Here is a 22,367-nt window from a genome sequence, read left to right as displayed (position 1 = left end):
CTTGAACTCTGAACGAGGTTGGCAGTGGAAAATAGTACCATGGTTAAACGACCGCGCTTTGCCCGGCTTCGCCGCTCCATCTCGCTCGCCCTCGTCGCTTTTTGCGTCGCCTGTGGCCAGGCGCCGTCCGATGCCGGCGGACCGGGCGGCGACGGCGCCACGGAGATCCCGTCCCTGATCGGGGATGTCGCGTTTTCCACGCCTAGCCAGACGTTCAGGGATCAGATCCAGGTGGAGATGTCCACCACGCTCGCGGAGGCGGAGATCCGCTATACGGTGGACGGGCAGCGGCCGACCGCGGCCTCCACGTTGTACACGGGCGAGCCCGTGACCCTCACCACCACGACGCAGATCCGCGCGCAGGCGTTCGCGGGGGGCGCCGCGAGCGGCGCGGTGAGCACCGGCATCTACATCGCGCGCACCGTCGACGTGACCTCCGACCTTCCCATCGTGATCATTGACGGTTACGGCGAGGGCAAGCCGACCGACAAGGAGATCTACTTCGACGCGGCGGTGATGGTCTGGGAGCCGGTCAACGGGGTGGCCTCGATAGCCTCGCTGCCCACGATGGCGATGCGCGGGGGGTATCACGTGCGCGGCCAGTCGTCGCGGAACTTCCCGCAAACACCGTACAAGCTCGAGCTGTGGGACAACGACGACAAGGACCTCGACTACCCGATGCTGGGCATGCCCGCCGACTCGGACTGGGCGCTGATCCCTCCCTACTACGACCGCACGTTGATCCGTAATCCGTTCACCTTCACCCTCGGCCGCGACATGGGCCTCGAGGCGCCGCGCACCGAGTTCGCCGAGGTCTATCTGAACTTCGACGCGCGCTCCATCGGCGAGGCGGATTACCAGGGCATCTACTGGATCTCGGAGACCATCAAGAACAACAAGGTCCGCACCGACCTCAAGAGCCTCGAGGAGACGGACCGGGGTCTGCCCGAACTCAGCGGCGGTTACATCTTCAAGTTCGACCAGGCGGCCGCCGAGGAGCCGCAGCTCACCTGCACCGGCTCGGACCCCCTCCCGTCGTTCGGAGGCTTCGGGGGCCCGGGCGGAGGCCCGCGCCCCGACGAAGGCGGCACGTGCTGGATCGATCTCGAGGTCGTGGATCCCGATCCCCTGAACGACGAGCAAGCGACCTGGCTGACGCAGTACATCCAGCAGTTCCACGACACCGTCCATCAGACGCCGATCGGCGACTACTCGGCGTACATCGACGTGCCGTCGTTCATCGATTACCTGATCATCAGCGAGCTGACGTTCAACGTCGATGCTTACGTGCGGAGCTGCTATTATCACAAGGATCGCGATCAGAAGCTCAAGGCCGGCCCGCTCTGGGACTACAACTTCGCGCTCGGCGGCGTGGGCGCCCAGAGCCCGACGCCGGAGTCGAACGGCGAGACCGGCTGGCGCTTCAGCGGCCAGAGGAACGTCAACAACTGGTATCAGAAGCTCACCGCAGATCCGGCCTTCATGGCGCAGGTGAGGACGCGCTACACGGCGCTTCGCCAGACGCTCCTGTCCGAGGCCGCGATCGACCAGCGCATGAACGGCCTGAGCGCGCCGCTCGCGCAGGCCGCGGCGCGCGACCTCGCCAAGTGGCCGGTGTCGGACATCATCGAGTCGAGCGAGGGCTTCCTCGGCGGCCCCACCGCGCCGACGTGGGAGGGGCAGCTGCAAGTCATGCGCGACTTCATGATGGCCCGACTCGCCTGGATGGACGCCAACTTGCCGTGACACGTCCGGGACGGGGCGCTGTCGACACAGATCGGATGGCAAGGCTCCGGGGAAGGCTTCGGAAAGGCGTTCCCCGCCCGGTGCTCACCCGGGTGGCGTCGCGGCCCGCTCGTCGCGTGGCGGCACCGACGTCGACCGATGTTTTCCTATCCGGCTCTTGGGGTTAAGCTCCCTTCCGGTGAGCACCTGGTGCGCCGTCTGCGCGTGGCCGCTGAAGGACGCCGATCGCGCCTGCAACATGTGCGGTGCGCCGGTGCAGGGGCTCGCCCCGCAGCCCGTGCTCGCGTTCCAGGCGGGCGGCTCCTCGCGGCCGTCGCCACCGGGCGCGCCCGCGCTTGCGGTGTTCCCGAGCGGCTCCTCGCCCTGGCCATCCGGTCCCGGGCCGGTGGAGGTGTTCATCTCGCACGTGCCGGCGGATGAACGCCATCGCGCGCGGCTCGAGGTGCACCTCGGTCTCATGATGCGGCAAGGGCTGCTCCGCACGTGCCACCGGGGGCGCGTGCGCGCCGGGGAGGTGGTCGACGCCGCGGTGGCGGCCAGCCTCGAAGGCTCCTGGCTCGTCCTGCTCCTGGTGAGCGCCGATTACCTCGCTTCCGAGGAGTGCTTCGCGTGCGAGGTGCTCCATGCGCTCATCCGCCACGAGCGCCGCGAAGCGCAGGTGGTCCCCGTGCTCCTCCATGCGTGCGACTGGGCGAGCGCGCCGTTCGGCAGGCTCATGGTGCTCCCCACGGGGAGCAAGCCCGTCTCGAGCTGGCGCAATCGCAACGAGGCATGGGCAGACGTGGCGCGCGGCATCCGACGCCTCGTGGAAGCGCGTGCGAAGAGCGCCCTCGCGATGCGCGAGATTGGCTTTGGGAGCCCTCCGACGTTTGGGAGCCCCCGGATGTTTGGGGGCCCTCCGATGGCGGCGCCCTCTCCGCCAACCGAGGGCTCCGTGCCCGGCGCCGCCGGCTCCGTGGACGGCCGCGCAATCGAAGGGGGCGGCCGGTACGCCCCCGCAATCGAAGAGGGCGACCGGTACCCCCTCTCGCCGTGGTCGCGTCCGCCGCCCCTGGGCGCTCCTGCCCTGTCGTGGCCCGGCAGCAGCGACACCCGCACGGACGGCGGCGCCCTCTCGCCGCGGCGACACACCCGGCTCTTGCTCCCCGCGCCGCCCGTGGACTTCCTGGGCCGCGAAGACGACATCTCCGATCTCCTCCAGAACCTCGGCCCCGCGGGCGCCGCGATCATCGGCCCCGCGGGCGTCGGGAAGACCACGCTCGCCCTCCGACTCGCCCTGGAGCTCGAACCTCACTATGCCGAGCGGCGGATTCACGTCGAGCTCGGGGGCGCGGGCCCCATGTCCCTGCATCCGACCCTCGCGATGGTGCGCGTCCTCGAGAAGATCATCGCGGGCTTCAAGCCTCCGGGCGATGCGGCGACGCTCGAGGCGATGTACCGCCACACCCTCTCTTCGACCCCCGCGCTGCTGCTCCTCGACGATGCAAGAGATCCCGAGCAGGTGGCGCCGCTCGTCGCCGGCTGCACGCGGTCCCTCTTCCTGGTCATGTCGTCGCAGCCGCTCGCGCTCCCGGGGCTGTACACGCGGCAGCTCGGCGCGCTCTCGGCGGACGACGCCTGCGCGCTGGCGCGCGCCCTCGCTCCGCGCCTGGACGAGGTCGGCGCCGGAGCGCTGGCGGCGCAGTGCCAATTCCTGCCGCTCGCGATCCGGGTGGCCGCGAGCGCGCTCGCCGCGGAGGCGACCCTGGCTCCGGCCGACCATCTCGATCGGCTCCGGGCCGCGCTGCGCCGGCTCCCCCCGGCCGAGGCGGCGCTCTGCTCGAGCGTCGACCTGCTCCCGCGCGGCCTGCAGCAGACGTGGTGCAGGCTCGGCGAGCTCGACGAGGACTTCGATGCCACGGGGGTCGCGCAGGTCAGCGGTGTGACGCCGGAGCTCGCGCACGAGCAGCTCCGCGAGCTCGAGACGCGGGCCCTGGTCGACCGGGACCCCACGCAGGATCGCTGGAGCATGCACGAGCTCGCGCGCGGCCACGCCCGGAGGCACGGCTACGACTGCGCCGCTCCGGGACTCGTCAGTGGACGGAATGCCGGTTGAACGGCGCCTCGCGGATTGTCATATCCAGCGTCGTGAGGTCCTCCTCCGTCACGAGGACGCGGCCCTTGCGCACCTCTTCCGCGACGCGAGGATCACGGCAATTGAGCGGCAGAGACTTGCGCGAATCTGCCGGATCCCTTGTCGAACGAGTTGGCGCGGATCTGCCCCATCGAGTTGCCGTACCCGCCGGAGCTCAGGTTGGCGCCGTAGGGGTCGATGTGGACCACGGGCTTGAACCCCGGCAATCCTCGATTCGATCCGATCCCCCTGGAAAAGCGACGCTATAGCGGAGTCCGGGAGTCGCGGAGAAGGCGAATCTGCACCCCGTTCGCGTCGCGGTCGAGTCTGCAGCTGGATGACCCGCGGCGCTCGCCCCGGGGCCGCGTTGACGCAGCGCGGCCCCGCGGATAGACGGGCGGCCTTGATGGAGCTTGCATGAGCCGTACTTCGCTCGCGCCTGCCGGGGACAACGCTCGCGCCGAGCTGCGGACGCTCGCCCGTCTCGCGCTGCCGCTCACCCTCGCTCAGCTGGGCCTCGTGTCCATGGGCCTGGTCGACACGGCGATCATCGGCCGCGCCTCGGTGCAAGATCTCGCGGCGATCGGCATCGCTCGCTCCATCATGTTCGCGGTGACGGCGTTCGGTATGGGGTTCGCGTTCGCCCTCGAGCCGCTCGCGTCGCAGGCGATCGGCGCCGGCCAGCCTGCGCAGGCGTGGGCGGCGCTGCTATCGACGATGCGTGCCTGCGCGCTCCTCTCGCTGCCGAGCATCGCGCTCGCGTTCGCCGCGACGCTGCTGCTCGAGCCGCTCGGCGTCGAGGCCGCGCTCATCCCGGGCGTACGCGCGTACCTGCTCGGCCATGCTCCCGGGTTTCTCCCGTTCCTTGCGCACCTCGCCTACAGGACGTTCCTGCAAGCACACGGCGAGACGCGGCCCGCGCTTGTCGCCTCGCTCGCCGCCAACATCGTCAATGCGGCGCTGTGCGGGCTGCTCGTCCGCGGCGACGAGATGCTGGCGTGGTTGCACCTCCCGCAGCTCGGGTTGCCGCGCCTCGGCGCCCTGGGCGCTGGGCTCGCGACGAGCGCCGGGAGCTTCGTCCTCGCCGCCGTCGTCCTGAGCGCGGCGCGGAAGCGCCGGCCCGCGCAGGCGCGCGAGCGCGTCGCGATCGGGGCGGTCTTCCGCCTCGGCCTGCCCATCGGGCTGCACCTGCTCGTCGCCGGCGGCGCCTTCGCGCTCCTCGGGATGATCGTGGGGCGCCTCGGGGCCCACACCGTGTCAGCTCACCAGATCGCCCTCGGACTCACGAGCTTCACCTTCATGGGGGCGCTCGGCGTGGCGGGCGCCACGTCGGTGCGCGTCGGCCACGCGATCGGCGCCGGCGCCCCTCCGCGGCGATCCGCGCTGCTCGGGCTCGCCCTCGGGGCGTCCGTCATGACGTGCGGCGCCCTCCTGTTTGCCCTGGCCCCACGCTGGCTCGTGGGACTGTTCACGTCGGACGCCGAGGTGCTGCACATCGGTGTCCAGCTCCTCTCTGTGGCTGCGCTGTTCCAGCTCTTCGACGGCGTCCAGGTGGTCACGGCAGGAGCGCTGCGAGGCGCGGGGGATGTGCGGTTTCCGTTCCTCGCCAACATCGCCTCGCACTGGCTGGTCGGCTTCCCGCTCACGCTCCTGTTCGGCTTCACGCTGGGCCTCGGCGCCAAAGGGCTCTGGTGGGGGCTCACGGCAGGGCTCGTGACGAACTCGGTCCTCCTCGTCGTCCGGCTCCTGCGCCTCACGAGGGGCAACATCCTCCGCGTCGGGGCAGGCGCCGCCGGCGCAGCGCGGGTCGCCTGAGCGGATCGCCGGGACTCGTGAGCGTGCCCGCGGGCGGCGACCTCGGCGTCGACCGCCGTCTCCTCCGCTCGCTGCTGGGCCCAGCCACCCTTCGTCGCAGACCGCTCTTACTCTCGCATCGCGTCGCGTCGCGAATCGAGAAGGAGACCCCTGTCCGCTGTCAGCGACAGCATGATCAGGAGCCGCCGAGACGTTCCTTGGCACGCGCCCTCACGAACAACTCTTCGTCACACGCAAGCCCCGACAGCACGGCGGCCGTGGCTTGCGGGTGGTTCGCGACGGCGTAGCGGACGTGCTCGTTTTCGTCGGTGGCGCGCCGCTTCAGGATGTCGAGCGGACAGTCAGCGCGCCATACGACGTGACGGCGCACGACGAAGTATGGGTCGTGTTCGAGGTCGAGCAACAGGGGCAGTGGACATGTCTTGTTGCTGGCGACGCTCAAGCGCGCAAACGAATCGGCGTCACGCGCGAGCTGCGACAGCACGCGCTCGGGCGTGCTCGGATTATGCGCGACGGCGCCACGAACGAAGACGTCGGGGGAGTCGGCCAGCCTGGCGAGCACCTGCTCCGGTGTGAGCGGGTGTTTTGCGATCTCGCGATGGTTGTCGGGCAGGGCGCTCGCGGCGGCGAGGATGTCCGGCGTCACGCTTGGATGCGCGAGCACGACGCGACGCAACCATTCGCTCGGGGCACGGCTCCATTGGCGTAGCCATGCTTCGGGACAATCGGCTCGCTTCGCGAGCTCGAGCTTCACCTTGTCGTCGTCGTTCGCGAGCGCTTCGAACTGCTCGGCGCTCAACGCGCGGCGCCGCGCTACACGCTGACGAACATCCGCGAGCGGGTCGCGCAGCAAGCGTTGCAAGTGCGCGGCATCGAGCGCTTCCTGGGTTGCGAGCAGCAGACGCACGGCGGGTGGCGGATTGTCTGTGATCTGTGCGTAAAACGCAGCGGGAAAATCTGGGCGTCGCAAGAGCGCGAGCAAGACTTGTTCATGCCGATCAGCGAGCAGCGTGGGCATCATCGCGTCATTCCACGGCAGCGATGTGGCTGCGATGACGCGATAAGAAGGCGATGCACGTCGCGCGAAGGCGCGCAATGCGTCGAGGGAGAGACCTATGCGCGTTTCGGCGACGAGCCGCACGGCTGGGTCGGCGTCGTGACGGAAGCGTTCGAGCCAGTCGCGTGGACACTCGCGATGCGAAGCGACGGCTCGGCGCGCTTGGCCTCCGAGCTCGGCAAACTCGGCCAGCAGTGAAGCGGGCACTGGCTCGTTGCGCACGATTCGTGCGATGTTTTCGCCGAAGTGAGGCGGCATCGCTGCGGCGTGTTTTGCGACCGCGCGCACGTTGCCGTCGCTGTCGGTCCAGAGCAGGCGGCGGAGCAATTCGTCACAGCCTGGATGGGCGGCGACAGCGCACCGAACGGCGCGCGTCGGGTCACGCGCGAGTTGAGCGAGGATTTCGCGCGGAGAGTCCATGCGGCGAGCGAGGGCGCGACGAACGCCGAGGCTCTGGTCGGTGGCGAGTGAGAGAAGTATCGCGAGCGGCGCGTGCTGGTGCAGCGCCGCTTTGACGCGCAGACCTTCACAGGCGGAGCGCGCGAGCGCCTGCAAATCATCGACGCTGAGGTCTGCTCTACGTCGCTTCATTCATGGTGGTGCTTAGCAGAAATACGTTCAGCGCATGAGTAAAAAAGCCGGCTCGCTGCGCGATGAGGGCGAGCCCCGCAGGTGGAAGAGCGCGTGCAGCACACGCTCTGCGGGACGTGACGACGAATCGCGCGGCGTCCTCGCGGGCTTGCCGCGCGCTCTCCCGGGATTAGGAAACAGGAGATGAGCACGAAAAAAGACCAGCAGACCGCCGATCCCAGCGCCGCGGGGCAAGCAGGCGAACAGCGGCCGTCGAACGTCCAGAAGGATCCGCGCGACTGGAAGACGGGCGACGAGCCGATGACGGGCGCGCAGACGTCGTACCTGCACACGCTCGCGGAGCAGCAGGGCGAAGAGGTCCCCGACGACCTGACGAAGGCGGAGGCGTCCGAGAAGATCGACGAATTGCGGGACGCCGTGGGCGTCTCCGGCGGCGCGGGGGGAGCTGCCGGCGTCGAGAACACGCGCAAGGACCCCGAGCAGTGGAAGACGGGCGACGAGCCGATGACAGGCGCGCAGGCCTCGTATCTCCAGACGCTCTCCCAGGAGGCGGGCGTGGACTTCGAGGCGAACCTGACCAAGGCGGAGGCGTCGAAGCGCATCGACGAGCTGCAGGCGAAGACCGGGCGCGGGCAGAAGCTGCGGGAGTGACCGGAGGGGCGCTTCAGCTCGCCGCCCCGGAGGCGTGGGGTCTCCGCTGAACGTCGCGCCCCCACGCGACATCAAGCGTGCGCGCCCCGAGCTCAGCGAACATGTGGATGTCGCAACCCATCGCGCCTCATTCGATCCATGCGCCGAACGACTTTATCCTGGCAGAGCATGCGCTGGTCGCGGCCGCGTGGCGCGACGCCCGGGCGGCCCTCGAGCGGCTGGAGAGGGACGGGCTCCTGGCGTAGCCGCGTCCGCCGGGTCCGGCGAGCGCCGGATCAGCGGCATGGACTTGACGGCCATCCCCCTGCCGGAAGGACAATCCTCCACGATGATGGCGATCCCTCGTTTTTCGGAGACGGCCGAGCTGCTCGAGCGCACCGACGCGTACGTGGTGGCGGTGTGGCGGCGGCTCATGCTGCTGGTCTGGCGGGGCAAGGCCAGCGCGGCGGGGATCGATCGTTCGCGGGAGCTCTTCGATCGCTGGGCGGCGAACCAGCCGGGCGGCGCGGGCTTCCTCGTCGTCCTCCCCCTTCAGCCCACCGGACCGCCGGACGAGGAGAGCCGGGCCGCGATGCAGCGGGCGGCGCGCTCCCCTTCCCGGCACCTCAGGGGCACGGCCACGCTCGTCGAGGCGGAGGGGTTCATCGCCGCCTCGGTCCGCTCCATCATGATGCGGCTGCAGTCGAGGCAGGCGCCGAACCTCTTCCGGACGGCCGACGAGGTCGCGACCTGGGCGGCGGCGCTCCTGGAGGACCCCGAGCTCACCCCCGCCGGCGTCGCGGAGGCGATCCGCGTGGCGCGCGCGGGTTGAGCCACCCCGCGCCCGCGAGCGCGGCCGGTTCTCCGGCCTCGCGCACCACGTCCTCTCCCCTGTGCAGGTCCCGCTCGACCAGGTACCGCGCCGGTTTCTACTCCGCCAGGACCGGCGCCATCCACGGCACGTCGGCGGGCGGATCCTCATACAGCTTCCGAGCCCATTCCTCGTCGGTGAGTCGGGTGAAGCCCTCTGCCAGGTGCTCGTGGTAGGCGAACACGGCGCCCGCGTACGCGCGAGGCCCCTGACAGGTATCGACCGTCATGACCATCATGCGTGGATTGCCGGTGCCCACGTGCAACACCGACGGAGATCGCGGGACCGGCAGTTCGCCTCCGATGTCCGTGTGCACATCGGCGATGGTCGGGTCGCTCTTCAAGCCGTCGACGGGATCGAAGAACAGATCTTTGTACCAGCCCGTTTGCCAGGGGTCACCGCTGCCCCCGCCCTCGATGTGAATCGCCTGCTTGATGAAGGTCATGTGCTCTTCCGAGTGCGGCATGCCCGTCCGCTGCGCCTCCGCCATTTCACTCAAGGTGGTCGCGATACGTGACAGGGTGCCGAAGTAGGCGCTCACCTGCTCCGCCAACGCTCCGTTCCCGTTCAAGCTGAAGTCGAGGGTATCGACCAGGGCCTGGCCCTGGTCGGCGAACCTGGCGATCCTTTGAAACAGCTCGGGGTAGGGCTCGACGTACGCATCCGGAAAGTCGCAGCCATTGCTGCCGGTATACGACTGCTTGGCATACAAGATCGTGTCGTGCCTGAGCTGTGCCCACGATCCGAGCTGGGTGTTCAGCAGACGGCGCCCCCACGCCTCGCTGCGCGCCACGCTGGGTAGACCTTCCGCGGCCGGCCCCAGGGTCGTGGCGTTTGTCGAGAGCGTCTGCAGCGCCCCAAGCCAGGACGTGTACAGGCTGCCTTCCCAGTACGATGGCGGGTGGGCGTCGGCGATGGCGCGAACGGCCGCCAGATCGCCGGCGTAGTTCCACTCTTCGAGCTCACTCGCGAGCAGGCTCACCGCATGGTCGTTCTTCAGCGCGGCGAACGCGGCGTCGAGCGGGTTCGGAACCACGCGTGTCGCGGTGCGGTCGTACACCACGTTGGAGAACACGTGGCTATCGATCACGTAGCGCTGCCCGAAGAACGCAAAGCTCGCGTTGAGCGGGAACGTGGAATCGCCGCCATTCTTTCGCATGATGTGGCTTGCGATGCGCTGCTCGCCGTAGTGCCCGTCGATGATCGCCTGAGCAATCGTCGTGTCATCGATGGCAGCAAGCCCGCTCGTATCAGACACCCCCAGACCTTTCAACAGCTCGTCCAGCTCGGGCACGATCATGTAGTCGTGCTCACCCACGAACGCGGTGACGGTTCGATCGATGCCCGACCAGTCCTCCAGCGCCGCGGCATCCATCAAGTCACGCATCGCCAGCGCGGCCTCGAGCTGACGGCGCCAGAAGACGCGCGAACCGTCGGGCATGGTCTCGATGAGCCGAAAATCGATGCGTCCCATCCACATCATGGCGCGAAAATAGCGCTCGAGCGCCGCCGTGTCCGTGTAGTGCCCCCGAGGCTTGAATTGCGAGAAGTCGAAGCGGCGCGGAACGCCGAACATGGACCTCTTCTGTTCTCCGTCGGCCGCTTCGGCGTGAGTCAGGAAGGAAGCCACGTCCGCTTTGCTGGCTCCCGCCACGGGTTCGCTCGGCGCTCCCATCAGCAGACTGCGCGCGACGGTCAGGTAGAAGTCCGCGTCGGCGGCTGCCTGCGCCGAGAGCCCGGAATCTCCGGACGCCAGGCGAGAACGCATCGTGTCGAGCAAGCGGGTGACACGCGGGATCAACACGGCTTGCTCCAGGGTCTGCAAGATGTCGTCGTACGAACGGTGCATGGCTTCGAGCACCATGTCGCCGCTCACGAAGACCGGCAAATCGTGCACGTAGATGGCAGCGTAGGCGTAGGGAAAGCTGGGATAGGCAAGTCGACTGGAAATGACGAAGCCGTTCGCGGCCAGGACCTCGAGCTCCGCGTCATTCAGACCCAGCTCTGATCTCTGGATCAGATCGAGGTTCTGAACGTCCGTGAGACCGTACCCCAGATCGTTCGAAAACGAGACCGCGTAGGCCTCCTGGACGGATGCCGCGTCGTGTTGTCTGGCGGCGGCCACCTCGGCTTCGACTTCGGTCGCGGCGACCGAGCCGAGATCGAGCTGCACCTGGGTTCCGACGTCCTCGGGACGCTCGTCGCCGGGACCTGCGGGGCCCGGCCCGCCCTGTTCGATGGAAACAGAACACGCCGCCAGCAAGCCGACGCTGACCAGGGTGGAGACAATTCGTTGGGTGCGCACGGGTTTCCTGCTCCTTTGGCGGCACGGGGCCTGGTGTGCCAGTGTGCCAAACCCGGATCGTCGTGCCGCGGCCCCAGGCCGAAGGACGCTCGAATTTCGGATTTCATCCACACCATGTGTGCCAATGCCACAGACAGAGCAACCGGCGTGCCAGCCCTCCGAGCCGACAAGCGGCTTCCTGCAGGGCCACTACAGTGTCGCGGGTGTGGAGGTTGTACGGCGCCAGCGGTTACACGGGAACGCTCACCGCGGAGCGGCCCGTTATCGACCCGCGTTTCTGGCAGGATTTCTGACCCGCGGCACTAGCGGCGCTGCAGCCGGCCGGCGGCGAGCGCTCCGTCGCCGAGGAGCGCCTGCGCGCCGAGCGCGATCATCAGGAAGGCGACGTACTCCCAGCCGCCCCCCTGGCCGGCGAACATCCAGCCGTTGGGGAGGTGCACGAGCAGCGCCCCGGCCATCACGGGCAGGAGCGCCAGCGCGACAAGGCGCGTCCTGAGCCCGGCCAGGAGCGCCGCGCCGCCGAGCAGCTCGGCGAGGAACACCGGGTACGCCGTCCAGCCCGGGAAGCCGCTCGCCGCGAAGAACGCCGCGGTGCCCGGCAGCGTGTACACGAGCGGCTTGGCGAGCGCGTGCGCCAGGAACACGGCGCCCAGCCCGACACGCAATATCAGCGCGGCCAGCTCGGCCGAGCGGGGAACGGAGAGGATCTTGTCGAGACGGCTCATGGGTGATGCCTCCATGACCCGAGGAGTAAGCCCCGGCGCCGCGCGACGGTAGAGCGCGCCCGGGAACGAATTGTTCTCGCAGGAGAACGATCTGGCCCTACGCCCACGAGATCCCGCGAAACGCGGCCGCCAGGTGCTCGATGAGCCGCCGCACCCGCGCGGGCGGGCGCCGGCCGGCCGCGTGCACCGCGTAGATGCCCATGGGCCGGGGCGCGAACGCGTCGAGCAGCGGGACCAGGCGCCCCGCCCGGAGATCCTCGTCGACCATGAAGCGCGGGAGCACCGCGAGGCCGATCCCGGCCACGGCCGCCTCGCGGAGCGCCGTGCCGTTGCTGGCCGTGAGCGGGCCGGAGACGGGGACGGAGACGCGCCCCGAGGCCCCGTAGAAGCGCCACTCGTCCTCGGCGCGCAGGTGGAGGTAACGCAGGCAGTCGTGGCGCAGGAGATCCCCCGGCTGCTCGGGCCGCCCCCGCCGCTCGAGGTAGCCCGGCGCGCCGACCACGAGCAGCGCCGTCGTGGCGAGCTTTCGCGCGACAAGGCTCGAGTCCTTCAGCTTCGTGATCCGGATGGCCAGGTCCACGCGCTCCTCCACGAGGTCGACAAGCCGGTCGTTCAGCACGAGCTCGACGTGCGCGCCCGGGCTGGCCCGCAGGAACCGAGAGAGCGGCTCCGCCAGGTACATCTGCGCGAAGCTGACCGGCGCGTTGAGCCGGATGCGGCCCCGGTCGGCGTCGGACGCGCCCCGCACCGCCGCCGCGGCCTCCTCGAGCACGCGCGCGCAGCGGGCGTAGAGGTTCATGCCGGCGTCCGTGACGGTGAGCTTGCGCGTGGTGCGCACGAGCAGCCGCTCGCCGAGGCGCTCCTCCAGGCGCGCGACCCGGGTGCTCACCATCGACTTCGACACCCCGAGCCCGGCCGCGGCCGCGGTGAAGGAGCGGCGCTCCACGACGCGGGCGAAGCACAGCAGGCCAGGCAGGTCGTCGAAGAGCGGGTCGATCATGCGCCCACTGTGCGCGGCGGGACGGATTGTTCGCAAGGAAGAACACCGTCCGCGACGGCGAGGACGGCAGTCCTCGACGAGCGCAGCGCCACGGAGGCGGCGAGGCGGCTGCCGCGACGGGCCGGCGAGACGTTCTGCACCTCTCCTGGTACAAGCGCGCACGCAGCGTCGCAATCTGCCACAACCGCGCTCCTGGCGCATCGCCGCGCGCCGGAGAGGACACGCGCGATCCTCAGCGCAGAGCGCCTCCGAGCGCCCGAGGAAGCGGCGCAGTGCGACCTGGCATGGACGGTGCTTGAGATGAGAGCTCGATAGCGGGCCCGCGGCGCATTACTGCGAATCGGGCTACGCGTGAGGCCGCCATCCGAAATTCTGGCGAGCTGCGAGAGAGGAAACAATGATGCAAAAGTGTCTCTGGGCTTCTTTGGCCACGACGATCTTCCTGGTTGGGGCCGCCGGCTGTGACGACGCCGCGGACACCGTGAACGACGTGCTACCGGGCGAGGCGTCGCGCGAGGCGCGCATAACACAGATCGCCGAGGCGGCGTGCGACCGGTACGCCGACACCGAGGCGGGCTGCCCCGGTTACGGCACCAGCGACGACCAGACCTATGCAACGGAAGAGGACTGCGAGCGCGATTTCGAGGATCGCGCTGGCGAGCTCTGGCCCGCGACCGAGTGCGGCTCGGGACAGATCAACGATAGCCGCTACGACGTCTGCGAAGAGCGCGCAAAGGCGGTCGCCTGCTCGGAGGGTATCTTCGACGCGATCGCCGCGCTGGATGAGTGCAGCGCCGGGAGCGTGTGCACGGATCCCGCCGACAAGTGACGCCCTCTCTCGGCGGGCTGCTGCTGCACAGGCAGCCCGCCGAGAGCATACCTCTCAGCTTCGCCCGCGCATCGCCCGTTCAGGCCTGCGACGCGAGCAGCGAGAGGGCCTCGACGCGCTCCGGGGTGAACGCGCGGTCCGGATAGGCTCCGATGACGAGGAGACGCCGCGTATCCAGGTGAGTGAGGACGTGCTTGAGTAGAGCCAGGCTGGCTGCCCCTGCCGATCACGGCGACGCGAGCACGCCTGTCGAGCCCGAGGGGCCGGCGCCGCGAGCGGAGGGGCCGCGACCCGGTAGGCGGGCGGGCGCGGGGCTGCTTTACTGCGCGGCCGGAGGTCCCCCCGATGCCCGCGCCCTGCTGGAGATCACGGAGAGTCGCGCAGCTGCCGTCCCTGCTCGCTGCCGCGCTGCTGCCCGGGGGCTGCGGAGCCGAGCCGGAGGACACCTCGGCCGCCGCGCTGCGGCTGCGCTTTCCGGACCACGCGGACGCGGTGCTGTCGACGCGCGAGGCGTTCGTGCCGACGGTGGACGGGTTCCGGCTGGCCGCGGCCGAGCAGGGCGGGCCCTGGCTCCGGGCCGCGCGACCCGAGATCGAGCTCCCTCGCGAGGGGAGCGGCGCGATCCGGTTCCGTCGCCCGAACGGCAGCGAGATCCGCGTGCGGGAGCTCGGCGCCGAGGGCGAGGGCCGGATGGTGGAGCGCGCGGTGAGCTACCGGCGGGCCTTCGGGACGTCGTTCTGGGCGCCGACCGACGGGGGCGTGGAGGAGTGGCTGCTGCTCGAGGAAGGCGTGGCGCGCGGCGGCGACGTGGTGGCGGCGTGGCAGGTCGAGGGCGCGGCGCTGCGCGCGCGCGGCGAGGCGGTGGAGCTCGTGGACGAGGAGCGCGGCGTGGCCATCCTGCGCGTCACGGCGCCGCGCGCCTACGCGGCCTCGGGGCGGCCCGTGGCCGCGGCGCTGAGAGCGCGCGGCGCGCGCATCGAGCTTTCGGTGGACGCCGGTGGCGAGGCGGCGCTCGTCGACCCGGCGTGGGAGCCGGCGGGCCGGATGAACGCCATCCGTGACGCCGCCAGCGCGACGTTGCTGCTGGACGGCAAGGTCCTTGTGGCCGGGGGATACGACTACACCGGGGCGAGCTCCCCCGACACCGCCGAGCTGTACGACCCCGCGGACGACACCTGGACCCCCACGACATCCATGCACGCACCGCGCTACGGGCACGTCGCGGTGATGTTGACGGACGGCCAGGTGCTCGTGGTCGGCGGAACCACCGGAGATCCCGCCCTCGGGAGCATCCACGGCGCGGAGCGGTACGATCCGGAGACCGAACGATGGACCCCGACGGAGCCGGTCATCACGGCGCGCAAAGGGTTCACAGCGACGCTGCTGGCGGGTGGCAAGGTCCTTGTGACGGGCGGATACACCGGCTCGCATCCCGACCTATCGTACCTCGACACCGCGGAGCTGTACGACCGGAGGTTCGACGTGTGGCACTCCGCGGCGCGCATGGGCGCCCCGCGCGCTGCCCACGCTGCGCTGCTGTTGCCGAGCGGCAAGGTCCTTGTGACCGGCGGGTACGACGGGAGCACTTACCTCGATGACGTGGAGCTGTACGACCCGGCGACCGACACCTGGGCCGCCATGGGGACGATGAGGCGCACGCGCTCTCAACACACCATGACGCCGTTGCTGAGCGGCGAGGTCTTGGTGGCGAACGGACAGAGCACCGACGCCAACGGCCTCGACGCGGAGCTGCACGATCCGGCCGCGAACACGTGGACCCTCACGGGGAGGATGCATCGCGTGCGCGGCGGGCACAGCGCGACGCGGCTTCCGAGCGGCCACGTCCTTCTGGCCGGCGGAATCACCCTGGAGGCCTGGACCAGCGCGGAGCTGTATGACCCGGGAACGGGCGAATGGACCCTCACGGCGCCCATGAGCAGCGTGCGCGAGGCGCCCACGGCGACGCTGTTGCCGAACGGCCAGGTGCTCGTGGCCGGCGGCAATTCCACGGACGCCGAGCGGTTCGTGAGCCTCGGCGTCGCGTGCACGGAGGAGCTCGGCTGCGGGAGCGCGTTCTGCGTGGAGGGGTTCTGCTGCGACTCGCCGTGCACCGAGCCCTGCCACACGTGCGCTCGGAGCTCCTCTCTCGGCCGCTGCGTGCCCCAGCCGAGAGGCTCGGACCTCCGCATGGACTGCTCGCGCACGGGCTGCAGCGGCGCCTGCGACGGCTTTGGCGCCTGCTCCGCCGTCCCGGTGGACAGCGTGTGCCTCCCGGCCGTGTGCGTCGATGAGACGCACAGCGCGGCGGAGGCCCGCTGCCCCGCCGACGGGGTGGCCTGCCCGTCCCCTGCCGAGCAGGAGAGAGAGACCCGGGACTGCGCGCCCTACCGCTGCGATCGCGTGGGCGGCGCCTGCAAGGAGGAGTGCAGCTCGCTGCAGGACTGCGCGCCCGGCTTTGCTTGCGACTTCTCGAACCGGTGCGCGCCCGCTCCGCTCGCCCCGAACCGCGGTTGTCACATGGCGCAACCCGCCGCCTCGGTCGCCACGAGGAGCGGTCTCGGCGCCCTGTTGCTTGCGCTGCTCGCCATGCGGAAGCGAAGATCGTCGCCCCTTCCGGGCGCCCCGATGCGTGCACCTGAGGCCTCCTGATGCCCCCGCGCGGCCCCCTCCTTCGCGTTCTGCGCCGATCCTCTGGCCTGCTCTGGGCCTCCGCGTTCCTCTCCAGCTGCAGCGCGGAGCCGGAGCCCCCGGCGTCCGCCACGTTGCGCCTCGTGTTCCCGGACCACGCCGCCGCCGTGCTCGCGGCGCGCGAGGCATTCGTCCCCGCCGAGGCGGGGTTCCACCTGGACACCGCGGAGGCGGCCGGGAAGCTCCCGCGGCCTACCGTGGTGCTGCCGCGCGACGCCGGCGGTGCCGTCAGGTTCCGCTCGCCGGGGGGCGCCGAGGTACGGGTGCGGGAGATCGGGGCGCTCGGCGAGAGCACGCCGGTGGACCGGGCCGTGGCCCACGGGCGCGCGGGCGGAACCTCGTTCTGGACGGCGACCGACAGCGGCGTGGAGGAGTGGTTGCTGCTCGACGAGGGGATCGCGCACCGCGACAGGACGGCCGCGGCGTGGCAGGTCGAGGGCGCGGCGCTGCGCGCCCGCGGCGAGGCGGTGGAGCTCGTGGACGAGGAGCGCGGGACGCCCCTGCTGCGCGTCACGGCGCCGCGCGCCTATGCGGCCTCGGGGCGGCCCGTGGCCGTGGCGCTGAGGGCGCGGGGCTCGCGCATCGAGCTCTCGGTCGACGCGGACGGCGAGGCGGTGCTCGTCGATCCAGCGTGGGAGTCGGCCGGCGTGATGAACGTTCCGCGGGGCGGACACACCGCGACTCTGTTGCCGAGCGGCAAGGTCCTGGTGGCGGGCGGATACCATACAGACGACGCTGGCGCGTTCGTTCGTCTCGGCAGCGCGGAGCTGTACGACCCGGCGACAGACACCTGGACCCTCGCGCGGCCGATGCACGCGCGCCGTGGGGAGCACAGCGCGACGCTGCTGCCGAGCGGCCTTGTCCTGGTGGCGGGCGGATCCGACATGAACGCCGGGTTGGACAGCGCAGAGGTGTACGACCCTGAGGCGAACGCCTGGGTTCCGGCGCCTTCGATGCGGCACGCGCGCGCCGGGCACACCGCGACGCTGCTGCTGAGCGGCAAGGTCCTCGTGGTCGGCGGCCTGAGCGCGAGCCATCCCGGCGAGGACGCGGAGCTGTACGACCCGACCGACGCCTCCTGGACCTTCACGGGGCCGATGCTGCACCCGCGCGGCAGGCACACCGCGACGCTGCTGCCGAGCGGCGAGGTCCTCCTGGCGGGTGGAAGCGGCGAGATCTCCCTCCTCTACGACCCGGCGGCCGACGCCTGGGCCCTCACGACGGGGCCGCTCCAGCACCCGCGCGACGGACACACAGCGACGCTGTTGTCGAGCGGCGAGGTCCTCCTGGCGGGCGGCCTCGGCGAGAACGCCCCCGATAACACGGAGCTGTACGACCCGGCGGCCGGCACCTGGCGCTCCACGGGGCCGATGCGGCGTCTGCGGGGGCACCCGACCGCGACGCTGCTGCCGAGCGGCGAGGTCCTGGCGACGGGTGGAATGGGCGAGTCCTTCGTGCCGCTCGTCGTCACGGAACTGTACGACCCGACGGCCGGCGCCTGGGACGTCGCGGCATCGATGAGCGCCGCGCGCTCCGGGCACACCGCGACGCTGCTGTGGACCGGCGAGGTCCTGGTCGCGGGGGGAGGTGATGACACGGTGCTCCACCCGAACGCTGAACGGTACGGCCTCACGCGAGGCGAGGCCTGCACCGGCACGTCCGGCCAGAGCTCGTCCGGCTGCCTCTCCGGCCTCCCCTGCGTCGACGGAACCTGCTGCGACGCGCCCTGCCCGTGCGGCACCTGCAGCACCGAGGGGCGATGCGGCGACGATGGCAGCCTGGCGAAGGCCGGCACGATCTGCGCGCCGCGCGCGTGCGCCGACGCGACCCACAGCACCGAGCCGGCGCGGTGTACCGTCGCGTCCTCCGCCTGTCCAGAGCCGGCTCGTGTCGACTGCGTCACGTACCGCTGTGACCAGAAGAGCAAGGCGTGCAAGACGAGCTGCGCCTCGCTCGACGACTGCGCGCCGGGCTTCGTCTGCAACCTGCGAGGCCACTGCGTCCCGCCCCCGTCCGCGCCGATCGCCGCGAGCGGCTGCAGCGCCGCCTCTCGCCCCCCTGACCCGACCGCGGTGCGCCTCCTAGGCGTCTTGCTCGTCGGGCTCGGCGCTGCGCGACGGCGGCGGCGCGCGGCCGCCGCCGCGCTCTTCGCCAATGTCGCCGCCGTTGCCGGGGAGCGGCGGGCTGGGCGAGCGTGAAAGCTGGGGGGCGGGACGCTGGTTGCTTGTTCCGCTGGGTTCCGTCCCGAGTTATCCTTTGCTGTTCCGAACCGAGCACGGCGTCGTGTTACCGTGCGCCGCATGAGGATTGCCATCGTTGGGCCTGGCGGGATCGGAAGCACATTTGCGTTTCAGCTCGCGCGAGCGGGGCACGAGGTGACGGTGGTCGCTCGTGGAAAGCGGCTCGAACACCTGCAGCGAGACCAGGCGATCGTGAACGCCTCGGGCCAGCGTGCCGATGTGCACGTGAGCGCCGCGCTCGACACGACGGCGGAGTGGGACCTCGTGCTCGTGACGGTGCTCGTGTCGCAGGTGGACGCGGTGCTGCCCGCGCTGGCCGCCAGCGCGGCGAGGACGGTGATGTTCATGTTCAACACCTTCGAGTCGCTCGGCCGGCTCCAAGGTGCGGTCGGCTCGGCGCGCTTCGCCTTTGGCTTCCCCGCGATCCTGGCGAGCCTCGATGACGGCAAGCTCACGTCGAAGATCGTCTCCCGGGGCATGGTCACCACGGTCACCGATGCAGCCTGGGCGAAGGTCTTCACCGACGCAGGCATTCCCAGCGTCGTGCACTCCGACATGGAGAGCTGGCTGCGCACGCACGCGGTGTTCGTGGCGCCGGCGATGGTTGCCTTCATCACGTCCCACACGCGGAGAGCAGGCGTGTCGTGGACCGAAGCGATGGACCTGGCGCGCGCCCTGGAGGAAGGAATTCGCCTTGTGCGTCAGCTCGGAAACACCATCACCCCGGAGCCGATGGCGTGGTTGAGCCACTTGCCCCGACCGATGCTCGCCACGCTCCTGTGGACGTCCAGCAGGATCGAGGCCGTCCGCAAGACGGGCGCCGCTGGGCCCGGCGAGCCACGCGCGCTGATCGACGCGATGGCCGCCGCGGCCCCCGGCCAGACGCCGGCGCTGCTTGCCATCAGGCCCTGAAGACAGCCAGAGGAGCAGCCGAGCCGCGTCTCAGCGCGTGGGCGCGTTGACGAGGCGAGCCGCACACCGGCCGTCCTTGCAGAGGCAGCCGCCGCCGCAATCCATCGTCCCTGGCCGGCACTCTTGCGTGCACATCAGCCCTTCCTCGCACGCGGGCGCCGTGGCCTTCGCGACGCAGGCGGCCGGGTGGCAGCCGCAGACGGGCACACAGTCCGCGTCGCTCTGGCACGGGTCGCTGCCCGCGACGATCGTCTCGTCCGTCGGGGAGGCGGCGGGCGGCGTGGCCGGGTCCTGCACCGGGGGCGAGTTCGAGCCGGGAGGCTCGTTCGACGACGCCCCGCACGCAGCACAGCAGAGCACGGTGGCCAGGAGGAGCCCCATCGAGCGCGCGATGATGTGTCTCATGTGCGTGCTCTCTCACGGATCAACACGAGCTTCCACCCTCACCGGCGATCTCTTCCGGGCGCGCCCGGCAGGCCGCTCCCCCGGGCCCCTCGGCCCTCCCCGCGGCCGCGCCCCGGCCCCTCCGCCGCTCCGGCGGCGGCGAGGGGAGCTCCCTCAAAAAAAAATCTCGACGCCATGTCGAGCCGGCGCGTCGTGCTCCGACATCGCGCGGCTCGAGGAGGCCGCCCGGTAGCGCAGCGAGCGCCCCGATCGCGGAGCTTCAACGTCGTGCTGAGCTCGGGCGGGCCGGCGAGCACCACCCCCGAGCGGCATCGACGCTCAGGCGACCTGGTAGTACGCGTCCGCGCCGTGAGCCGCTGGGCGGCGCCGGCACCTCACGCGAGCGCCCGGATCTCGCGCACCACCGCCTCGACGTCCGCCTCCGAGTTGAGCAGGCTCGGCGCGACGCGGGCATAGGAGATCCCGTACGGCGACGTCGACGCGATGATCTTCCGCTCGCGGAGCTTCCCCACGACCGCCGCCGGCGTCATCCCCGCCACCTCGAAGCAGACGAGCCCCGCGGAGATCGCGTCGTCGAGCGGCGTGTGCAGCGTGACGTGGCGCATGCCCTTGAGCCCCTCCTTGCACTGCCGGTTCAGCGCGTGGATGCGGTCCGCGACCTTGCCCTTGCCGATGCGCCGGTGGAACGCGAACGCCGCGGGCAGCGCCCAGCGGTGCTCGAAGGAGTGGAACCCTCCGGGAGACATCATGTCGGCGGTCGTCGGCGGCGCCGGCTGCCCCCGCAGCCAGGCGCCGTATCCCTCCCGGCCGAAGTGCGGGATGCTCGGGCGGAGCATCGGCCAGAGCTCGGCCCTGCCCCAGAGCACGCCCGTGCCCCGCGGCCCCAGGATCCATTTGTGACAGGCGGCCGCGAAGAAATCGCAGCCGAGGTCGGCCATCGTGACGTCGTCGACCCCGAAGCCGTGCACGCCGTCCACGCAGCAGACGACGCGATCCTCCGGCGCCCGCCCCTGGTTTGCCCTGGCGACGACCTCCGCGACGGCGCGCACCGGCGTCTTCACCCCTGTGCTCGAGTGCACCCACGTGATCGCCACGACCCGCGTGGCCGGCGTGATCGCCCGCTCGATCGCGCCCGCCATCTCCGTCGCCGTCGCCGCGCTGCTGCGCTCGTAGAGCGCGATCTTCCGCACCGCCGCGCCCGTCCGCTCGGCCGCGAACCGGAGCGACTCGTGCGTGGAGTAGTGTTCGTGCACCGTCGTGAGCACCTCGTCCCCGGCCCCGAGCGGCAGGCCGAGGTACAGCGAGGCGAGCCCCATCGTGGTGCTGTCCGTCAGCGCGATCTCCTCGGCGCGGGCGCCCATGTACGCCGCGGCGGCCTCCCGCACCGGCGCCGGATCCTCGTGCTCGTGGAGCGCGTCCACGGGGTTCTCGTCGAGCTCCCTCCGCAGCGCCTCGATCGCCTCGCGCACGGGCCTCGGGTGCGAGGCGAGCAGGAAGCTCGCCATGTGGATCCACGCCGGCGACACCTCGATCTCGTCCCGGACGCGCTGCCATGCGTCGGCCGGCGCCTGCGGCCGATCGCCCGCGGCCTTCACCGCCTCCGGGGCCGCGCAGCCCACGGCGCCGATCGCCAGCAGGCCTTCGAGCAGGCTTCGCCTGGGTAGCTTGGTCGTCATCGCAGCTTCCTCCCTCCGTGCCGGCGCAGCCCCTCCGGAGCCGCAGGATCGCTCGCCCGCGAGCGCTTCGATGCCGCGAGCAGGGAGGTTCCCCCTCGCCGCGCCGGCCGCGAGTATGCACGGGTGCCGCGAACGAGCAGTAAACAACTGCAAGAAATCAGCTTTTTACAGCGCGCAACGAGGGGCAGATCGCGGTGTTCCGCGCTGTCGGCTCCGTCCCGTCACGCCGCACGGGCGCGAGATTCCTGGCTTGTCGCGGAGGACTGCTATCCCCGGCGCGGGAGGGCTCTCGGGTCGTCGTGGTCTCAGCGGATGAGGTATCTGCCGATGAACGACTCGACGTCTCCGGCGAGGGTCCCGACCTCGACGGGGATGCCGGCGGCGCGCAGCAGCGCGATCCCGCGGCCGAGGTTCCTCGGATCGCTGTCGATCACGGCCACGAACACCGCGCCGATACGCCGCGCGATCAGCGCCCTGGCGCAGGACGGCGTGCGGCCGGCGAACGAGCACGGCTCCAGCGTCACGAACGCCGCGCAGCCGGAGAGATCGCCCGGGAGCGTCGCGAGCGCCATGGCCTCGGCGTGGTGGCAGCCGGGCGCCTGCGTGAACCCCTCGGCGACGATGCTCGCGCCGCGCACCACGACGCAGCCCACCGGCGGGTTGGGGCGGCAGCGCGGGAGCGCGCCGCGCGACACCTCCAGGGCCCGCGCCATGAAGCGCCGCTTCTCGGCCTCGGACCACGGGAGCCGGGCCCGCCGGGCGAG

Annotated in this window: 18 protein-coding genes and 1 pseudogene; 11 read left to right on the top strand and 8 right to left on the bottom strand. The window is 70.9% G+C overall.

The window, feature by feature from the left end:
• Positions 1–39 precede the first annotated feature (39 nt).
• Together WME75_RS04585 and WME75_RS04580 are read left to right on the top strand one after the other, a co-directional pair.
• Positions 40–1,746, top strand: a complete 1,707-nt coding sequence (locus WME75_RS04585) for a CotH kinase family protein (protein WP_437486806.1) — start codon at positions 40–42, stop codon at positions 1,744–1,746.
• Between the two features lie 178 nt (positions 1,747–1,924).
• Entirely contained in the window at positions 1,925–3,841 is a 1,917-nt protein-coding gene (locus tag WME75_RS04580; RefSeq protein ID WP_437486804.1) for a TIR domain-containing protein, read from the top strand.
• 92 nt (positions 3,842–3,933) lie between these two features.
• On the opposite strand, the gene WME75_RS04575 is transcribed toward WME75_RS04580, so the two are convergent.
• Positions 3,934–4,068, bottom strand: coding sequence for a hypothetical protein (locus WME75_RS04575; RefSeq protein ID WP_437486802.1), 135 nt, complete (start codon positions 4,066–4,068; stop codon positions 3,934–3,936).
• Positions 4,069–4,276: 208 nt separating this feature from the next.
• Between WME75_RS04575 and WME75_RS04570 the strand changes: the two genes are divergently transcribed.
• On the top strand, positions 4,277–5,674 hold the full coding sequence (locus WME75_RS04570) for an MATE family efflux transporter (protein WP_437486800.1): 1,398 nt from the start codon (positions 4,277–4,279) through the stop codon (positions 5,672–5,674).
• 175 nt (positions 5,675–5,849) lie between these two features.
• Here the strand turns inward: WME75_RS04570 and WME75_RS04565 are convergent, their stop codons facing one another.
• A complete protein-coding gene (locus WME75_RS04565) occupies positions 5,850–7,322 on the bottom strand; it encodes a hypothetical protein (RefSeq protein ID WP_437486798.1) in 1,473 nt (490 codons plus the stop codon).
• 183 nt (positions 7,323–7,505) lie between these two features.
• On the opposite strand from WME75_RS04565, the pseudogene WME75_RS04560 reads away from it, so the two are divergent.
• The 4 genes and pseudogenes from WME75_RS04560 to WME75_RS04545 form a co-directional block, all read left to right on the top strand.
• Positions 7,506–7,745, top strand: a pseudogene (locus WME75_RS04560) (DUF3072 domain-containing protein); the annotation flags it as partial.
• Complete coding sequence (locus tag WME75_RS04555; protein WP_437494744.1) at positions 7,740–7,973, top strand: DUF3072 domain-containing protein; 234 nt, start codon at positions 7,740–7,742, stop codon at positions 7,971–7,973. The pseudogene WME75_RS04560 and the gene WME75_RS04555, both read left to right, overlap by 6 nt.
• A gap of 107 nt (positions 7,974–8,080) precedes the next feature.
• Positions 8,081–8,218 (top strand): hypothetical protein, encoded by a 138-nt coding sequence (locus WME75_RS04550; RefSeq protein WP_437486796.1) that lies wholly within the window; start codon positions 8,081–8,083, stop codon positions 8,216–8,218.
• Positions 8,219–8,256: 38 nt separating this feature from the next.
• Positions 8,257–8,784 carry a hypothetical protein gene (locus tag WME75_RS04545; protein WP_437486794.1) on the top strand — a complete coding sequence of 176 codons (528 nt, stop codon included), beginning with the start codon at positions 8,257–8,259 and terminating at the stop codon, positions 8,782–8,784.
• A 97-nt stretch (positions 8,785–8,881) separates the two neighbouring features.
• On the opposite strand, the gene WME75_RS04540 is transcribed toward WME75_RS04545, so the two are convergent.
• The 3 genes from WME75_RS04540 to WME75_RS04530 all read right to left on the bottom strand — a co-directional run bounded on the left by WME75_RS04540 (position 8,882) and on the right by WME75_RS04530 (position 12,853).
• The gene (locus tag WME75_RS04540) at positions 8,882–11,128 is read right to left on the bottom strand and encodes a DUF3160 domain-containing protein (RefSeq protein ID WP_437486792.1); all 2,247 of its coding nucleotides are present in this window, start codon (positions 11,126–11,128) and stop codon (positions 8,882–8,884) included.
• 302 nt (positions 11,129–11,430) lie between these two features.
• The gene (locus tag WME75_RS04535; protein WP_437486790.1) at positions 11,431–11,853 is read right to left on the bottom strand and encodes a DoxX family protein; all 423 of its coding nucleotides are present in this window, start codon (positions 11,851–11,853) and stop codon (positions 11,431–11,433) included.
• A 97-nt stretch (positions 11,854–11,950) separates the two neighbouring features.
• Positions 11,951–12,853, bottom strand: coding sequence for a LysR family transcriptional regulator (locus tag WME75_RS04530; protein WP_437486788.1), 903 nt, complete (start codon positions 12,851–12,853; stop codon positions 11,951–11,953).
• Positions 12,854–13,250: 397 nt separating this feature from the next.
• On the opposite strand from WME75_RS04530, the gene WME75_RS04525 reads away from it, so the two are divergent.
• The 4 genes from WME75_RS04525 (at position 13,251) to WME75_RS04510 (ending at position 19,522) form a co-directional block, all read left to right on the top strand.
• Complete coding sequence (locus WME75_RS04525) at positions 13,251–13,682, top strand: DUF6184 family natural product biosynthesis lipoprotein (protein ID WP_437486786.1); 432 nt, start codon at positions 13,251–13,253, stop codon at positions 13,680–13,682.
• A gap of 345 nt (positions 13,683–14,027) precedes the next feature.
• Complete coding sequence (locus tag WME75_RS04520) at positions 14,028–16,331, top strand: Kelch repeat-containing protein (RefSeq protein ID WP_437486784.1); 2,304 nt, start codon at positions 14,028–14,030, stop codon at positions 16,329–16,331.
• A complete protein-coding gene (locus WME75_RS04515; RefSeq protein ID WP_437486782.1) occupies positions 16,331–18,568 on the top strand; it encodes a Kelch repeat-containing protein in 2,238 nt (745 codons plus the stop codon). Before WME75_RS04520 ends, WME75_RS04515 begins: the two co-directional genes overlap by 1 nt.
• A gap of 102 nt (positions 18,569–18,670) precedes the next feature.
• Complete coding sequence (locus WME75_RS04510; protein WP_437486780.1) at positions 18,671–19,522, top strand: ketopantoate reductase family protein; 852 nt, start codon at positions 18,671–18,673, stop codon at positions 19,520–19,522.
• Between the two features lie 30 nt (positions 19,523–19,552).
• On the opposite strand, the gene WME75_RS04505 is transcribed toward WME75_RS04510, so the two are convergent.
• The 3 genes from WME75_RS04505 to WME75_RS04495 form a co-directional block, all read right to left on the bottom strand.
• Complete coding sequence (locus WME75_RS04505) at positions 19,553–19,927, bottom strand: hypothetical protein (protein ID WP_437486778.1); 375 nt, start codon at positions 19,925–19,927, stop codon at positions 19,553–19,555.
• Positions 19,928–20,301: 374 nt separating this feature from the next.
• Positions 20,302–21,603, bottom strand: coding sequence for an aminotransferase class V-fold PLP-dependent enzyme (locus tag WME75_RS04500; RefSeq protein WP_437486776.1), 1,302 nt, complete (start codon positions 21,601–21,603; stop codon positions 20,302–20,304).
• 305 nt (positions 21,604–21,908) lie between these two features.
• Complete coding sequence (locus WME75_RS04495; RefSeq protein WP_437494743.1) at positions 21,909–22,316, bottom strand: bifunctional diaminohydroxyphosphoribosylaminopyrimidine deaminase/5-amino-6-(5-phosphoribosylamino)uracil reductase RibD; 408 nt, start codon at positions 22,314–22,316, stop codon at positions 21,909–21,911.
• Positions 22,317–22,367 lie beyond the last annotated feature (51 nt).

It is taken from the genome of Sorangium sp. So ce1014 (assembly GCF_051521505.1).
Classification (GTDB): Bacteria; Myxococcota_A; Polyangia; order Polyangiales; family Polyangiaceae; genus Sorangium.
Note: the sequence above shows the minus strand (reverse complement) of the source record. Positions and strands in the feature narration are given on the sequence as shown.

Excerpts from the sequence above, each read along its gene's own strand:
- WME75_RS04505 (WP_437486778.1), bottom strand. The coding sequence starts at position 19,927 with ATGAGACACATCATCGCGCGCTCGATGGGGCTCCTCCTGGCCACCGTG.
- WME75_RS04565 (WP_437486798.1), bottom strand. The coding sequence starts at position 7,322 with ATGAAGCGACGTAGAGCAGACCTCAGCGTCGATGATTTGCAGGCGCTC.
- WME75_RS04500 (WP_437486776.1), bottom strand. The coding sequence starts at position 21,603 with ATGACGACCAAGCTACCCAGGCGAAGCCTGCTCGAAGGCCTGCTGGCG.
- WME75_RS04545 (WP_437486794.1), top strand. The coding sequence starts at position 8,257 with ATGGACTTGACGGCCATCCCCCTGCCGGAAGGACAATCCTCCACGATG.
- WME75_RS04510 (WP_437486780.1), top strand. The coding sequence starts at position 18,671 with ATGAGGATTGCCATCGTTGGGCCTGGCGGGATCGGAAGCACATTTGCG.
- WME75_RS04515 (WP_437486782.1), top strand. The coding sequence starts at position 16,331 with ATGCCCCCGCGCGGCCCCCTCCTTCGCGTTCTGCGCCGATCCTCTGGC.
- WME75_RS04550 (WP_437486796.1), top strand. The coding sequence starts at position 8,081 with ATGTCGCAACCCATCGCGCCTCATTCGATCCATGCGCCGAACGACTTT.
- WME75_RS04520 (WP_437486784.1), top strand. The coding sequence starts at position 14,028 with ATGCCCGCGCCCTGCTGGAGATCACGGAGAGTCGCGCAGCTGCCGTCC.
- WME75_RS04530 (WP_437486788.1), bottom strand. The coding sequence starts at position 12,853 with ATGATCGACCCGCTCTTCGACGACCTGCCTGGCCTGCTGTGCTTCGCC.
- WME75_RS04495 (WP_437494743.1), bottom strand. The coding sequence starts at position 22,316 with ATGGCGCGGGCCCTGGAGGTGTCGCGCGGCGCGCTCCCGCGCTGCCGC.
- WME75_RS04585 (WP_437486806.1), top strand. The coding sequence starts at position 40 with ATGGTTAAACGACCGCGCTTTGCCCGGCTTCGCCGCTCCATCTCGCTC.
- WME75_RS04525 (WP_437486786.1), top strand. The coding sequence starts at position 13,251 with ATGATGCAAAAGTGTCTCTGGGCTTCTTTGGCCACGACGATCTTCCTG.
- WME75_RS04535 (WP_437486790.1), bottom strand. The coding sequence starts at position 11,853 with ATGAGCCGTCTCGACAAGATCCTCTCCGTTCCCCGCTCGGCCGAGCTG.
- WME75_RS04570 (WP_437486800.1), top strand. The coding sequence starts at position 4,277 with ATGAGCCGTACTTCGCTCGCGCCTGCCGGGGACAACGCTCGCGCCGAG.